Below are 16,052 nucleotides of genomic sequence, written 5' to 3' on the forward strand. Positions count from 1 at the left end.
TGACAAGGCCAGTGCCGCGAAACAAGCCTGCGCAAAACGCCAATGGACGGGAGCCCACCCTGACCTCAGTTCGCGAGCTTCGTGGCGGAGAATTCGATGCGCCGATTGAGCGCCTTGTTCTTTGCCGTATCGTTGGCGGCAACCGGCCGCTCCTCGCCATAGCCGGTGGCACTGATCTGGCGGCGCTGCACGCCATCGGCGACCAGCGCGTCGGCAACCGCCCGGGCGCGCCTTTCGGAGAGCGCTTTGTTGGCCTCTGGCGAACCGTCCGAATCCGTGTAGCCGGCGACCTCAACATTCAGGGTCGGGCATTTGCCGACGACACCCTCGACCTCGGCGAGCAATGGACGGCTCTTGGCATCGAGCCTGGCACTGGCTGCACGGAAGTAGATGGCTCCGGTGCGCGACAAAACGGCAAACCGGTTGAGACACTCCTCGTCACTGAAGTTGGCTTTCGCAGCGTCGGTGGCCACGGGGCCGACTTCGGCGGCGTTGGCTGCGACTGTCTGCACAGCACCCGGCTTGCTGCCCTCGGCAACAAAGACGAAGTCGAAGGACACCGACGCAGTGGGCACTATGTTCGTCACATTGGCGGCCTGCTGCAGCTTGTCGACGTTCGGCAGCAGGCCGAAGTCCTCCACGTGCACCGCAACGGGAGCCTCGGAAGCAACCGAGACCTGAGTATCACTGATCATGGTGACGACGACGCTCGCCTCCAGATCCTTGTCGACGCCATGCAGGCTGAGCCGGAAGGGCAAGCTTGCCTTGATGCGGCGCTTGGCTGGCAAGTCGGCAAAGGCCGCCGGGTCCACCTTTGCCGTCAGCTCGGCCGTCGGGTACCTGAACGTTTCGAAGAACAGGAAGCGCATGCGCACATTGCGGAGGTCGACGCCGGTGTCGACGGAATTGAGATCGAAGCTGACCTTGGCATCACCGGCGGAAGTCAGCGTGCCGGTGATATTCCTGATCTTGTTGGTTTCGACGATCGTGTTCTTCTTGACCGACTGATAGGTAAGTACCGAAGCGTCCGGATCGAGCGTCCAGTTCGGCGCGGCACTCGCCGATTCCGGTGCGAGGAACAGAAATCCAAGTATCGCTAGGACGATAAGGCCAGGACGCTGCGCTTTTGCTCGCGCTCGCCAGAATGCAACGACTTCGAACATGGAACGCCCCCGCCAGGCACCGATCTCGCTAACGGCACAGCGCAACCATAGAGCACTTGTCCCTGCTTGGCGAGCGTTGGCGAAAGTGACTACGATAGGCCTGCACTGCCTCGCGCGGTAGAAGCGCTATCCCCAGCCACCGCCACCCCCGCCGCTACCGCCGGCGCCACCGCCGCCCAAGGGCGCAATGACGGGCGCGGTTTCCTTCTTGACCGGTGTGAGCAGTTTCTTGGCGCTCACATTTTTGTGCTTCACCACCTTTGGCGCGGTCGTCGTACCAACCGACTTCGTACGATGTGTCGGCGTCGTAGGCTCAACGGGAGGCGCGATGGTTGTGCACCCTGCCACCGCAAGGAATAGGACGATTGCGACGATTACCTGTTTTAGTGACCAGCCCACCTGTTGCCTCCATGTTGTCAGAACAAGTCCCGGCGCGGGTTGGCTTGCTCCCAGACCGCCCTGGCGGTCTTGATCAGTTGATCGTCCAACGAACCGTTGGCCGAAATCTTCGCCTTCAGGTCCCCACGCATCTGCTTCAAGGCCGCCGACTTCGCCTTGGCGCCAAACTTCGCCAGGGTATTCCTGGCATCGGGAATCTCATTGCGAAGATCGAGCGCGGCCGCGAAGGCAAGATAGCGCACCGCCACGGCCTGGTCCGCTTTTTCGCCCCTTTGCATCTCCAGAGCTGCGCGATCATACGCAGCCGACTGATCGCCGCGCGCCGTCGCCAGCTCGAACAATCTTTGCGCTTCTTCAAGATCCTGCTGCACGCCGACACCGTCCCTGTACATGCGCGCAAGGCTGCCGGGAGCGTAGGGCTGGCCGAGATCCATCGATTTCTGAAAAAGCGAGAGCGCTGTCTTGGGGTCTTTCTCGACCCCCGTGCCAGCGAGATAATTGCGGCCGAGCAGGTTCATCGAGTACATGTCCTGCCGCTCGACGCCAGCCTTGAGGAAAGCCACGGCGCGAGCTGCATCGGCAGGCACACCATTACGGCCTTCGGTGAAGATGGCGGCGAGATCGTTCATGGCATAAGTGTGCCCCATCGCCGCCGCCTTGAGCAGCAGATCCAACCCTTTGGCGGTGTCACGTTCGATGCCGTATCCGTTGAACAAGGCGCGACCCCACGAGGTCATCCCATAGGGATCGCCCTTGTCGGACGCTTCAGCATAGAAGTCATTGGCCTGCTTGCGATTGACGGGCATTCCCGTTCCCGTCGCGTTGAGGTAGCCCAGCTCGAACACTGCGCGCACATGCCCCTTGTCGGCAGCATCCTGGATCACGTTCTTGGCCTCATCGACCTTACCAACCGCAAGCAATGCCCGGCCGAGCTGGTAGTGGAATCGAGCAACATCGGGATAGGCTTTCACCGCCGCCCGGCAGACGTCCACGGCGTTGCTGCTGATCTCATTCGGCAACAAACCGGGGCCGACGCCCTGCAGGTCAAGTGGCTCACCGGCCTCCCTGTCGCAGGGGTCGACGCTTGGCGAGAGCTTCATCGTCGCCGGCTTCGAAGACGTGTTGTCGGCCCTGATCTCGAAGCCGACGATCAGTGGCTGGACGGCGCCGATCTGGGGTTCGTAGCGTAAGTGATCGACTTCATCGGCCATCAGGCTCGAATCCGGCGACAAGGTCCGATCCGGCAGCGACAGCGTTCCCGTTGCCGGATAGCCCGCAAGTTTCAGGCTGACCGCCGGATCCGCGGTTGGAAAATCCAGTTGCAACGGAACCGGGCCGACGCCAACTGGAACATGGACTTCACGATTCTCGATCGCTTCGGCGGCGCCGGCAATGTGAATGCCGCGTTCCACCGCTTGCTGCTTCTGCTCGGACTCAAGCGATGCGATAAGTTGCTTGCCCTCGGCACCCTCACCATTCTTGACCCGGAACACCAGGATGCCCTGGGATTCGCCACCCCAATTGTCGCGCGTTGAATAGGCCAGCATGTCGACTTCTTCCTGGGCACCGGCACCTTTGGGCACGTCCATTCGCAATCGCGGGAGATCCTTGCCGGCAATCGGTTCCCCCGCCGCAACCGGCTTGCCGTCCAAAATCAGACGCCCCAGCGAAGGCTGCCTGTCGATGCTGACGGTGACCGCACCGCCATCGACATCGACCGGCTCCGGCAAGTCGAGCGCGACAGGGCCGACGCCGGACGGCACGACCTTTTCCAAGACCGGCGGCAGTGCAGGCCGGTTGGCGCGACGCATGAGGACGACCTCGTCGATCAGCGATGAGTTTTCCCAAGGTACCTGCTTACCGGCTGTAGCCTGGACCACATCCCTGCGAACGGCTGCCATGACCGAGCGTATCTCCTGGTTAGGTGCCAGCGCGCGACGGGAAAAGGCGGAGGAGAAGGGGCTGAGGTCGCCATTTCCGTCATAAGCGACGGCGCCGGGCTCGGTGGCGAAGGCTATAAGCGTGTTCAGCGAACTTTTCACCTGCGCAAGGCCGGTGTTGCCAGCAACGATCAGCTGGTCTCGCAACCAGTAGTCCTTGCGCGGAAACGGGTTGTTTCGGCAGGCGTCGAGAATGATCACCTGGATCTTCGATTTCGTCCGCAACTGCTGCAGCACATCGTCGAGCTTGACGGCCTGGACCTCAATGTCGGCGGCGTTCTTCAGCGACGCATCGACCGGGATTAGGAAATTTTCTCCGCCGATCTGAAAGCCGTGGCCGGAATAATACACGATTGCCAGGTCGGCACCGTCCGCTGCCGCGAGGTAGTTGCGGAACTGCTTTTCGAATTCGATCTTGGTGAGATCCTTGGCGACGAACACATCGAACCCGGCCAGCCGAAAGGTGTTCGACACGTCCTCGGCATCCTTGTCCGGATTCTTGAGGGCCGGAATCTCGCGGTATTCGGAATTGCCGATGACAAGGGCGACCCTACGATCGGCACAAGCTTGGAATGCCGTGAAGCTCGCGAGCATCAGGGCCGCAATGAACGCAAAACATCGCAGCATGGCGCATCCTTAACTGCTCATGACCTGGAGGGCACAAGACACAGCTTGCGACTACCTGGTCTGTTAAAGACTTCACAATCTGCCCAAAACGGCAAGGTCGCACCCGCGATGGATGGCAGGTGCTGTTCCCACAACTCGTAAAATAACCCAGTGGCGTGGGTACCGCAATAAGCCGGGAGAATGCGACCGAGCCTGCGGCGTCTGCACCAGCGCGGCCGCGACAATGCCGACTTTGGGCCGATGATCGAGCGCACCGTGGCGGGCATCCGGGACAGCTCGGGTCCGACGACCCGGTCCCTGGCGGGCCGCCAACGATCCCTTTGCAACACCGCGCGTCGCTGCCGGTGGCGATGCGGTGGCATGGATGGCGGAGGCGGGCTGGAGCCTCCCGAATGCCTTCAGGGAGGATCTGCCGCCTCCTGAGATCAACGTGTCCGTAAGGAGCGACGCAAAGAGGTCATCGTAAGTTCACCTACAACCGTAGCATCGGCGTCCAAGACGACGCGCTCGGACTGCCCAATTGGCAGGAGAAGCTATCAACGCGCCTGCTCTTGCGGGGTGACCTTGTTCAGCCACCCCTTGGCTGATTACGATATGCGCAGGAACTCGCGCAGGCGGACCGGCAGTCGAGGCGAGGCTTGCAGTTCGGCACAGCTCGCCTCCCATAGCTTTAGATACTCGGCGATCGGCACACCGGTGCGGCCGGGCCAACGGTTGAGTGCGCCCAGGGCCTCGACACAGTCCGGCGCGCGGTCGTATTCGGCGAGGAGGGTCACCGACATCGCCTGGGCGAAAGGATTGAGGCCGGGTATTTCGATCTCGCCGCGATGGTCGGCGAACCACGCCGCGGCGTCGCCGGTGAGCCCCTGGCTGTCGGCAAGCGTGGTATAGCCTCGAACGATGTTCTGGCGATACTCGGCAATGCCATCGCCGAAGGCGTTGTCGCCGGCGAAGGGCGGGTTCTGCTTCCAGTCCTTCGCCAGGCGTCCCAGGCCACGCAGCGAGAAGGCTTCAACCATCGCCTCCTCGAGCCACTGGCAGGGCGGCGCCGGCTTGGCATCGGCCTGCCAGCTGTTGGCCGCGACATGGCCGAGCTCGTGGCCGAACTGATAGGCGAGCTTCGACCAATCGCGCTCGCCGATGTGGACGATGATCCACGCCATAGTGGTGCCGTCTGCGTGCAACCAGACGGCCGGGGACCCCGTCGGGTGCTCGTCGACGCGCAGCCACGTCGGCTGGCGGTCGGAGACGAGGCGAACGCCGTCCAAGCAGGCGTGCCGCATGCGCTCGATGACCATATCTGCCGCGCGCGGCAGCATGTGGCCCCAATCGCCGGCGAGTTCGATGGGAGCGGAGAGGAGGGTCGGAGATGGATTGGGCGGCGGCATCATAGCAGCATAGCTCTTCCCAGGCGGGCCCCGCCCGGTCAACACAGCGGAAATTAGGCTACCGGCCTGTAAGCTCCCAAACAGTATAACGACATCTCGTCGCCGCATTTCGGCTCCCGGCGTCTGATCACTCAAGTCAGAGTATCATGTCGCTCCGTGCGAATGTTGGAGAACCACAGGTGGTGTCGCGGGAGCCTTGCCGCCCGAATGGACGGTCCTTTGCCGCCCTCTGGATTCCGAATGGAATCCAGAGGCTGATCTACGCCCTTTGAAATATTACAAGTCGGTTATCGACGTTGTTTCGGGGATGCTCCAGGTTTTCATATACGATACTTTGGGATACGCAACTGATGCAGAGTACAAAAGAACGCATAAGGTCAGCATCGATCGGCGGGATATCTTCAATGATGTAGATGCCACCTTGTTTCAGTTTTCGAAAAGACTCCATAAAGAAGCAAATATTGGCCGACGCTTCATGAAGCCCGTCGTCAATGATGATATCGAACTCAAGATCGCCGACCTCGTCCCAAAGCGCACGAACCGCCTGAGGATCCCTCTGGTCTGTCCAAAATGTCCGAATCTGTTGTTCGTCGAAAAGAATATTGGAATCGATGTCTGCGCCATAAATGGATGCGTGGGGAAAATACGCCCGCCAGCCTCGGAGGGATGCCCCTGGCTTGCCATCCGGGCCCATGGAGGAAGGCGCCCCAACCTTGTTCGTGCCCAGACCAAGTTCGAATAGATTGAGATTTTCTTCCCGATAATTCGAGAACAACCAGTCATATGCCAGCGTATAATTATGGAACGGCCCCGACTTGTCGCTGCCAAAGGACGACATCAGATCGCAAAGCTCCGTCCGTTGCGGCAATCCATTGTTTTTGAGGTCTCGAAACTCCTCCTCGAGGTTGATTTGACGTAGCGTGCTTACTTTCATCGGCGTTTCCCCGAATGTAACGTCACAGAGATTCTTTGATCAAATCGACCCATTCGCCGATTGAATATTTCCAATCAAATTTTTTTGAGGCTTCTTGTATAGAGCAGCATTTATCTACGTAGGCGGCTGGATTTTCCTTGTAGTATCGCAGAGTGGCCACTGTGAAGCTCTTGAATTTTTCGGCCTCGATGGGCGCGATAATGCCGCCTCCATGATAAGCCTTGAGTGGGAAATGACCCACAGGTGTGCCGATCACGAGCCTACCCGCCGCCGCTGCCTCCATGACCGGCAACTGAGCAGCTTCGCTGATTGAGCTTGTCAAAAGAGCGTCAACAGTTCTGTAAAAGTCTGGCATATCGTGGAATGATATCTGACTTCCGGTCGAGCCCGCCACCTTGAAAGCCAACCCTGCCTCTCGCGCAGCCGCCTCGGCGAGCTCGCCGCGCTTCCACTCGATGCCATAAGTCTTGGCCGACATCGACGAGCCGTAGCCGACCGTTGTCAGACGCTCGGGAACATCTGCATGAAATTCTGAATAGTCGATGCCCAGCGACGCGACCATTGGGACTCTAGGCACGCCTCGCATCAAGGACGCGCAATACACGAACTCGCTCACCACCCCGTAGTTCGCAAATTTCTCAAATACTTCCACCCCTTTTTGTTCGATTAGCATCCGTATATCCAATTCATGATGCGATAGCGCAATGATTTTGTCATAGGGAACGCGGTATATATCTACCAGTGTGCCGATACCGTCGAGCGCACTCATGAATAGGTCGTAGTATTTTACTATTTCTGCGATATATTCGTTATGATCTATTTGCCAATCAAGTATATCTACTACATATCCAAGATCGTGTAGATTTCTACAAAGATCATAATAAACGCGTCCGTGCGACCACCTGCTATACCCATATATCAAGAGCTTGGCAGCCTTCGGATTTCTGTTTGCTGCTGCTCTTATCGTCGGATGGACGATGTAGCTTTTTATGCTTTTCCTATTAAAATTCAACTCGGACACGGCTTCTTTCGACTCGTTGCTAATCGCGAGCGCATCTGTGCACCAATCTTCCGTTGCCAAGAAGAGCTCCCACGTACTGCAAACAGGAGCGATGAGCCTTATTTGGCCGTCAGGTATTGCCGACAAAAAAAGACCGCTGGATTTCAGCGTCAGCAAACCACGTTCGAGGGTGATCAGTTCGAGCGGCGTCGGATCGGTTGCACGATCTTGGAGTTGCGACTGCGACACGGTTAAACAGGCGTGAGGATAGCAGACGATCGGTTCGGGCGTACTGTCGACAGTATAGATCAGTTGACCTTGCCGGCTTTTTCCTTGCGAACTCTTGCCCGGCTCAAGAAATGCATTCGCCGGACTGCTCTCGATAGGGCCGTGTCGCAATTCACCCGTGAAGGGCTCAACATAGAGGACGGTGCCAAAGGCCGTGAACAGCCGAGTACGGGGCAAATGTGACGGCTCGTTCATTGCTGTACTCGAATCTCTTCCCGCCGCCGGATGAAGAAATCGAGATTGTCTTTGAGGCGTCGATTGTCCAGATCGAGCTCCAACGCTTTTTGCCCCCATTCCACCGCCCGGTCCATGACATTGAGCCGCCAAGACGCGATCGCACCAAGATCATACAATCGAAAACCCCAGCAGTTCGCGTCGTCCAGATAGCTACCGGTGCGGTGCGTCTTCTCGATCCCATTGGTGCTGGCCCAGAACAGATTCAACCAGTCGGCATTGCCATGGAACTCCTCTGCTAGATCGAGCCAGATCTCACGCCGATGCGGTGCTTCTACGCGTGCCCGGTCTAGCCAAAACATCCTCTTCTCTGCCTGCATCCGCGCCAGGTAACGCATCGCCTCGGAGCGCTCGTCCGCCCACGTGCTTGTCGGCAGCGAGAGATACTGCTGCAATAATTCGCCACCCCTTTCGAATTGGTTGGCCCACATGCACTCGCGTCCGAGCCAAAAGCAGATTTGCGCATCACCCGGCTCTTCCTTGTGGGCGAGCTCCATCATCGACAGATATCTTTCGTGGTTCGTTTCTGTGGTCCTTAGATGGCGCATAACGACATCAAGGCAGCTGTTCGTGACCTCCTTCTCGTTAAAAAACAGCGCCTCATGGACCGGCCGTTTGAAGCGGTATCCCCACCGCCTGTGAAAACTCTTTGAAGGGTACACCCGCGACGGCTGTAGATCATCGACACTCGATTGAAGTAGCATTTGGCAGTAGAGCGCGGTCGTCTCTGGCGTCCACGCTGACTCGAGCTTCGGCCGCCAGCCGGGATCGAGAAACATATCCATGTCCATGGTGCAACACACGTCGACATCGGCTGGGATCAGGGCCATGGCGGCATTCCGTGCGTCTTCGAAGCGCCAAGGGCGGATCGCGATCCGGTGCACGGTCACACCGGCGTGCGTCAACCGCTCGACGGTATCGTCGGTGCTGCCGGTATCAGCGACAATGCGATAGTCGGCTTCCGCTGCCGAGTTCGCCCAGCGCTCGACATGTGCCGCTTCGTTCAAGGCAATGGTGTAAACAGCGACTTTCAATTCCCGTCCCCAATATCACACGCCCGAGGAAACTCCATTCTGATCGACAGCATCGGGCCGTCTGCCTTTGCGTATCGCCACCAGACCGCCCATCAGCTTTGCCCGGCTCAGCTCATAGTGGCTGTCGAAGAAGAGAATCTCGGCGATCTCGCCGGCAAGTGCGATCATACCTAGCGGATCGACAGAACGAGCCGTTCCGTGCTCTTTGATCTCACGCAGCAATGTCTTGGTCAGCATGATCTTGCCTGCGTCCTCGCCTGGCGGCTGCCAATCGAGATCCTCGATGAAATACCACCCACCATCTGCTAGCAGCGGAAAGAACTCGCGCAGCGTCAGCTGCTCGTCATGGGAGGCATGGCTGCCATCGTCTATGATGACGTCGAACGAGCCCGGCTCGAGTTCCGATGCGATCCCACGCAGGTCGTCCAGGTTGGATTGATCGCCGACGAAGGAAACGAACCGCTCGTTGTTGAGCCGCGAAAAATCCGTCAGGTCGACACCAATCACTTGGCAAAACGGAAAATAGCTTTGCCACAATGAGACGGAAGGCGTCTCGGTCTGGTTGCCTTCGGCCAAACCACGGCACAGACCGATCTCCATCAGTCGCCGCATGGACAATTGTCGGCTCGAGAGCAGGCGATCGTAGATCCTCGCGTAGCAGTGACGGTTGCCGGTGTGCCTGTTCTTGTCGGTGTTGAAGCGATCGGCGAGACTTGTGAATGTGGGGAAGCTTTCGAGTGGGCTGATCAGCGACGAAATCAGCGTCGCCCCTTCGCCGCCCGGCCGGGCCTCGTTGCGTGCCGTCCACAGGTGGATGCCGAACACCCTCTCATCGTTCAGATAGTCGGCCAATTCCGTTATCGGCTTCTCGAACCGGTCGATCTCGTTCCAATCGATCGTGTTGAAGAACATCGGGCTGAACACCCATTCCCGCAGCTCGGCTCCCGCGTCGGAGGCAATGTAGTCGGACAGCAGCTTGGGGCCGATGTCTCCGAATTCCTTTCCGCTGGTGTGATGGAAGCGCGAGATCGACATCTCGTACAGCGCCCTGAGGTGGCGGCTGTAGGGCCTGGCATAGATGACGTTGCCGCAGACAAAATGACCTTTGTGCGATCCGCGCCATTGCAGATTGAAGAAATGATCGCCGCGAAACGGGAACGGCCGCAGCAGGATGACGTCTGAATCCATCCATAGCCCGCCATGCTCGTATAGCACGGCGTAGCGAAAGATATCGCTGAAATACCTGATCTCGGAGCCGGCGACGATCCGCTCGAACAAGGCCCGCGGCATGACGTCGTCGGCATTGCGGATTTCGATCCCGTGCGCGACGAGGAACTCCAGCTTCTCTGGTGCGTAGCTCCACACCCGCACCGGATGGCCCGCCGCCCGCATCGAGGTCGTGGCGGCAATCAAGGTACGATGCTCGGCCTTGTCGGACATCACCTGGTAGAAGCAGTTGATCTGCGGAAGTGCTGTATCGTCGCTGCCAAGGAAGGGAGAAATCCGCGCATCGAAATGGCGCGATCGCTCCCGTCGTTGTAGCGGAGAATCGACGTCGCGCAGAAAGGGCGCTAGCTCATGAAAGATTTCGTCTGTCGACTTGATTCCGCTGGCGCCGAGGTCCTTGCCTTCCGACGCCGTCTGGCTGGCAGCACCCATGGCCCCATTGTCTTCAGCGCGGTCAGGCTTGATCCCTGCTTTCGTTGGCGGGCTGCTGTGCCCACCGGCCGGCGTCAGCCTCGACGCTGTATCAGCCACACCCGATGGCAGGCCATTCACATCCTCCAGCAGCGACCTCACCTCCGCCTCTTCGACGGTGGCGATCCAGGACTCGCTATCGGTGACGCTGTAGGAAATCAGTAAACGCCTTTCGTCCGGGTGCCACGCCAGCCCGGCAGCGAATTCAACGCCCTTTTTGTCGAAGAAGAACGGACGACTTACCTTTCGCAAGGTGTCGGCATCGTCGAACCAGACGAACCGATGCAGGTAGTAGCGCCGCTTCTCCGCGGCCCGCCACTGAACTTCATGAATCAATGCGAGCCACCCGCTGGCGAATGCGATGAGCTGGGTGCCACCCCTGAAACTCTGGGCGGCAATCGCGGGAGAAGTCTCGCTGAGAGTCGCGCCCCGCTCGTCCACGATCCGGGTGGGATCGCAGAGGTAGATGAACCGTAACATCTCTGCCTCTGCCCCTGCCCCCGTCGTGCCGGGCTTGACTTGCGGCATCCAGTTCTTCTCGTGCACACGCGATCCTGCCGGACGGAGCACGCGCCAGTCGGCCAACCGGCAGGGGCCGGTCTCATCGATGCGCGCGACCACCTGCTCGCACCATGCCTCCGGCGTAAATTCGCGGACACATGCCGAGCCCCACAACTCGCCGTTGCAAGCAAACAGACGCAGATCCTCGAAGCCGATCACGCCTTTGTAAACGGGTTCCGGCATGTCTACCGGCGGCAGGATTTCTGTCGCCGACTCGATATCAAGTTCATTGCTCAATCGCAGCAGGAAGTTCCGCGTGCGAATCGCATCGCCGTCCTTGGTCTGATATTGGAGCCCGTTTTCGGTCATCGTGTAGTTCACGGCTCTTTGCGCGAGCACTATCTGCTTGCCCAATCGCGTCACCGAAGGATTGAGAGGCCGATAGCCGTCCGGTGCCTCGAAGCCAACCTCGCGCGCGCTAAAGGACGGCATCATTGTCTTGGCGGGCTGCACATAGAAGAACAGGTTGGACCACGCCAGTTCCCTAGGGCCGTCGCCGATGGTCCGGTTCAGCGCCAGCCAGTTGCAAGCCGCGAAGCCGCGGTCCTTGCGCACAGGATCGCGCGAATAGTTCGCGGCGATCGCAAACTCTTCCAGCAGGCCTGTCGTGTAGACGTAGTCCTCGAGAAACAGGATGTCCTGCTCGGGCCGCTTGATCGCCAGCCCCGCTTCGGAAAACAGCACACTGGCATCGTTCATTCCCTTGTCGCGGTAGAACCTGGCCAGGTCATAGAGCGGCTCAGCACGTTGCGGCCGTTGATTGAAGGCGGCAAGCGCCTGCTCAACGAAGCCTGGCTCGTCGCCGAGCTTGCGCAAGCAGCGGGCCCCCTGCAGGCGTGCGTTCCACGCTTCCTCGTCCCAACCGCCCATGGCAGCGCGTTTGGCGTAGGCCACCGCAGCCTCAGCCGTCCGCCCCGCGTCGCGATAGGATTGCGCCAGATAGAACCAATAGCGCTGATTTTCAGGATCCGTCTCAAGAGCTTCGAGCAACAGCTTCGCGTCGCGCTCGAACTTGTCGACCCGGTTCGATCCGCTGGCGTGGTCCTTGTACCAGGCACTGCGCAGTTCCAGCACACCGTCGGGCACGTCGAGATATTCATGGGTCACGCCATGGTAGCGCGCACCGGAGTCGCGCCTGACCAGGCGGGTGTTCCAATAGGCCAGGCCGGAATCCGATCGCTGCAGCAGCCGGTAGCCAGGACTGACGAGTTGTTCTCGGAAGCCTACGTCCACGACCACCAGTTCCATGTCGGCGTCGTCAAATAGCAGATAGTCGTACGCGAGTGCCGAGGCGTAGGCGTGATCAAGTGCTGCATTACGCGCCTGCTCGAAATTCAGGAAGGGAAACTCATGCAACTCGCCCGGCAGGTTGCGGGCAGCGAAGAACGATTTGATGAAATCCTGCGTCCCGTCGCTCGAGCCCGTATCGCCGATGACCCAGCAGTCGATGTGGTCGGTCACCGCTGCGAGGCAGCGCTGAAGGTTCGCCATCTCGTTCTTTACGATCATGTTGAGGCAGAGGCGCTTGCGGCTTGTCATCTGAATCGTCGGCTCCGTGCGGCGGTCCGTCACGCCGCCCCTCGATTAGTTCACCGCCATTTGCCAGGTGTCGTCAAGATCGAGAAATGTTGATCGGAGGTTCTAAGTGGCGTCCCGCCAGAGGAGTGCCACGCTTGACGTTGATCACATTTGCGACATGGCAAGGGCTGGAGAGGAGACGTTAAGGGCAGGGTTCTGAAGAACAATTTTCAGCAACTGCGTTAAAGAATGGCCCCGCACCCGCCCCCTGATCAATTATCCGTTCGCTTATAGTTTACAAATCCCTAATTTTCTGTTTACTAATGTACAGCCTTGAGGGCACTCGCGCAGTTCGCGGGTGGGTTGGCGTTCTTGAGAGGGTTTTAGAAGTTCTGGAGTAGCTAGGCCACTTCGCGGCTGAAGCAGGTGCGTTCGCTAAGCGTCCGCTGCCGCGTATGCGTTTGTCCTTCTGCTGGAGGCGGACGGGTTCCCGTTCCGGAGGTCCCTCTCAAGTTTTCGCCGAGACATCGGCGTGAACATGACGGGAGTGAATTCGTGAGTCGGGTAAGATCGCGTGCGCATCGCAGGAAACGTGAAGCCTTAGCTTCGCCACCACCCAACCAGTCGCGGCTGGACATCGGAACCGATCTAGAGATCGGATATCGAGCTGCCGCTTGCCAGACGAACAATCAAAAACCAGCTCGGCGCGCCATTGGAACACGTGGCGCACAAAGGCGCCCGGCATCTGCCAACTCATCCATGATGCCCACCCATCCCGCAGACCGTCCGCGTCGCGCTCGGTCGGGCGGCTTGTAGAAGGCCGAACACGAAAGGCGCGGCGCAGTCGCCGCTACCGAGGAGGACCAGATGAGCTACATAACAGGGTTTGCGGTCATGGAAGTTGCCGTTAGAGGCGTCTTGCCTATCGGCGACACGACCGAAAATGTGCCTTATTTTATCGTCGACACGGCCAAGAGCGCCATCGTCGGTCAGGTCATTCTTCCCAAAGCCGTCAAGCGAAGCCTCGCCGTCGCTGTCGCCGTCAAGGTTCCGGCCGCGGCCGGCTCATTGGCGATTGGCACGTTTGACGACGGCGGGACTTTCCAGGCCTGCAGCTTCCTCCGCGTAGAGAGCCCCACTGTTGCACGTCCCGACGGCGCCGTCGGGCCGTCTGGACGATGACTGCCCAAGCTCCTTCTCCTGACCGCTCACCGGCCAAGCCGATGGGCGGTTTTCCCTTGAACTGAATTCAAAGCCAACAGGAGCCAGTCATGGCCCGCGCCTCTGAAATTCTTTTTATCGATCCTTCGATCTCCGACCTCCAGACCGTCCTTGGCAATTTGCGACCCGAAGTCCAGGCAATAGTGCTGGATGGCCGCCGACCGGCGGCACGGCAGATTGCCGCCGCGCTCTCGCGGCACGAAGGGCTCGACGCGGTGCACGTCTTGGCGCATGGCGCGCCTGGCCGGGTTAGTTTGGCCGCGGGAGAATGGTCGGTCGCCACACTGAAGGAAGAGGCTGAGGATCTTGCCGCAATCGGCAGGGCGCTTACCCCGGACGGCGAACTGCGGCTGTGGAGCTGCGAGACGGCTTCGGGGAATGCTGGCGAGACCTTCGTGGCTGCACTGGAAGAGGCAATCGGCGCAGACGTCTTCGCATCGAGATCGCTGGTCGGCGCAGCGGCTTTGGGCGGCACCTGGGAATTATCCACACAGGCTAGAGCCTCTGCGCCTTTGCCGCCGCTGACTTCGCATGGTGTGGCAAGTTACACCGGCGTGCTTGCAACATCGGGCGATCTGACACTTGCTGGACTTATAGCTACTGGTAACGGAAACAATATTAACACGTACTACCTGGTCGATACAAATGGTACGACCCTTAATTCCGACGACACAGTCGTCGGTAGCTTTAACCTTCCATCTGGAAGCAACGGAAGAGTACCAACTTTTTCCGCAACTATTACAGTTCCAGACGTTACGCATACCTATTTAATTTACGATAGTGGCTTTGACCTGTACGGTACACTTACTCCTGTCGACGCCGACAACAATCCGGCCAATGGCCTCCAACTGACCAACCCGCCGACTTATTCTTTCGTCACCACGCCTATCAACGAATTCGGGCCGGGCAATGATGGTAATCACTTTGCTGGTGGCACCCTAACTGTCGCCAGTGCTGGCACCCCGGGGGCGACTGGCCCCGCGGGCCCGACCGGCGCTACTGGCGCAACGGGCTCGACCGGCGCAACGGGTGCAACTGGAGCCACGGGCGCGACAGGAGCCACGGGCTCTACTGGCGCGAGCGGCTCATCGGGTGCGACCGGCTCGACTGGCGCCACGGGTTCGACTGGGGCCACAGGCTCTACTGGCGCGAGCGGCTCATCGGGTGCGACCGGCTCGACCGGCGCCACGGGCGCGACAGGAGCCACGGGCTCTACTGGCGCGAGCGGTTCGACGGGACCGACTGGCGCGACAGGTGCGACGGGGGCGACGGGAGCCACAGGTGCGACCGGCGATACGGGTGCCACAGGTTCGTCCGGAGCGACAGGTTCGACCGGCGCAACCGGCGATACCGGAGCAACAGGATCGACAGGAGCCACCGGCGCGACCGGAGCCACTGGTTCGACCGGTGCAACTGGCTCGACTGGAGCAACCGGTTCGACTGGCGCCACAGGTGATACCGGCGCGACAGGCTCGACCGGAGCGACTGGCTCGACCGGCGCCACGGGTGATACCGGAGCGACAGGTTCGACCGGCGCAACTGGCTCGACTGGAGCAACCGGTTCGACTGGCGCCACAGGTGATACCGGCGCAACCGGCGATACCGGAGCAACAGGATCGACAGGTGCCACCGGCGCGACCGGAGCCACCGGCGCGACCGGAGCCACTGGTTCGACCGGTGCAACTGGCTCGACTGGTGCAACTGGCTCGACTGGAGCAACCGGTTCGACTGGCGCCACAGGTGATACCGGCGCGACTGGCTCGACCGGCGCCACAGGGGAGACCGGGGCGACCGGCTCTACTGGTACGACAGGCTCCACCGGAGCGACTGGTTCGACCGGTGCCACGGGTGATACCGGAGCGACAGGTTCGACCGGCGCAACCGGCGATACCGGAGCAACAGGATCGACAGGTGCCACCGGCGCGACCGGAGCCACCGGCGCGACCGGAGCCACTGGTTCGACCGGTGCAACTGGCTCGACTGGTGCAACTGGCTCGACTGGAGCAACCGGTTCGACTGGCGCCACAGGTGATACCGGCGCGACTGG

10 protein-coding genes and 1 pseudogene are annotated in these 16,052 nt (G+C 60.0%); 2 read left to right on the forward strand and 9 right to left on the reverse strand.

The window, feature by feature from the left end:
- Positions 1-65: 65 nt before the first annotated feature.
- From FJ950_RS27465 to FJ950_RS27500, 7 genes are all read right to left on the reverse strand, one after another.
- Positions 66-1,163 (reverse strand): OmpA family protein, encoded by a 1,098-nt coding sequence (locus FJ950_RS27465; RefSeq protein WP_140620100.1) that lies wholly within the window; start codon positions 1,161-1,163, stop codon positions 66-68.
- A gap of 416 nt (positions 1,164-1,579) precedes the next feature.
- Positions 1,580-4,129 (reverse strand): caspase family protein, encoded by a 2,550-nt coding sequence (locus tag FJ950_RS27475; protein WP_140620104.1) that lies wholly within the window; start codon positions 4,127-4,129, stop codon positions 1,580-1,582.
- 587 nt (positions 4,130-4,716) lie between these two features.
- Positions 4,717-5,520: a hypothetical protein gene (locus FJ950_RS27480; RefSeq protein WP_246681386.1), complete on the reverse strand. Its 804-nt coding sequence runs from the start codon at positions 5,518-5,520 to the stop codon at positions 4,717-4,719.
- Between the two features lie 256 nt (positions 5,521-5,776).
- On the reverse strand, positions 5,777-6,451 hold the full coding sequence (locus tag FJ950_RS27485; RefSeq protein WP_140620105.1) for a hypothetical protein: 675 nt from the start codon (positions 6,449-6,451) through the stop codon (positions 5,777-5,779).
- Positions 6,452-6,473: 22 nt separating this feature from the next.
- Positions 6,474-7,934 carry a glycosyltransferase family 4 protein gene (locus FJ950_RS27490; protein WP_140620107.1) on the reverse strand — a complete coding sequence of 487 codons (1,461 nt, stop codon included), beginning with the start codon at positions 7,932-7,934 and terminating at the stop codon, positions 6,474-6,476.
- The gene (locus FJ950_RS27495) at positions 7,931-9,007 is read right to left on the reverse strand and encodes a glycosyltransferase (RefSeq protein WP_140620109.1); all 1,077 of its coding nucleotides are present in this window, start codon (positions 9,005-9,007) and stop codon (positions 7,931-7,933) included. Before FJ950_RS27495 ends, FJ950_RS27490 begins: the two co-directional genes overlap by 4 nt.
- A 15-nt stretch (positions 9,008-9,022) precedes the next feature.
- Complete coding sequence (locus tag FJ950_RS27500) at positions 9,023-12,838, reverse strand: glycosyltransferase (protein ID WP_140620111.1); 3,816 nt, start codon at positions 12,836-12,838, stop codon at positions 9,023-9,025.
- An 813-nt stretch (positions 12,839-13,651) separates the two neighbouring features.
- On the opposite strand from FJ950_RS27500, the gene FJ950_RS27505 reads away from it, so the two are divergent.
- Positions 13,652-13,966, forward strand: a complete 315-nt coding sequence (locus FJ950_RS27505; protein WP_140620113.1) for a hypothetical protein — start codon at positions 13,652-13,654, stop codon at positions 13,964-13,966.
- 26 nt (positions 13,967-13,992) lie between these two features.
- Here FJ950_RS27505 and FJ950_RS29960 read toward each other — a convergent pair whose 3' ends face one another.
- Positions 13,993-14,238: a hypothetical protein gene (locus FJ950_RS29960; RefSeq protein ID WP_246677825.1), complete on the reverse strand. Its 246-nt coding sequence runs from the start codon at positions 14,236-14,238 to the stop codon at positions 13,993-13,995.
- On the opposite strand from FJ950_RS29960, the pseudogene FJ950_RS29965 reads away from it, so the two are divergent.
- Positions 14,125-14,505 (forward strand): annotated as a pseudogene (locus tag FJ950_RS29965) (DUF4347 domain-containing protein); the annotation flags it as partial. The gene FJ950_RS29960 and the pseudogene FJ950_RS29965 sit on opposite strands and share 114 nt — an antisense overlap.
- Before the next feature lie 1,297 nt (positions 14,506-15,802).
- Here FJ950_RS29965 and FJ950_RS29970 read toward each other — a convergent pair.
- Positions 15,803-16,052 (reverse strand): hypothetical protein (locus FJ950_RS29970; RefSeq protein WP_246681388.1); only part of this gene is annotated, 250 nt, incomplete at its 5' end.

Origin of the sequence: Mesorhizobium sp. B2-3-14 (genome assembly GCF_006442175.1) — a bacterium.
In the GTDB taxonomy this organism is placed as follows: Bacteria; Pseudomonadota; Alphaproteobacteria; order Rhizobiales; family Rhizobiaceae; genus Mesorhizobium; species Mesorhizobium australicum.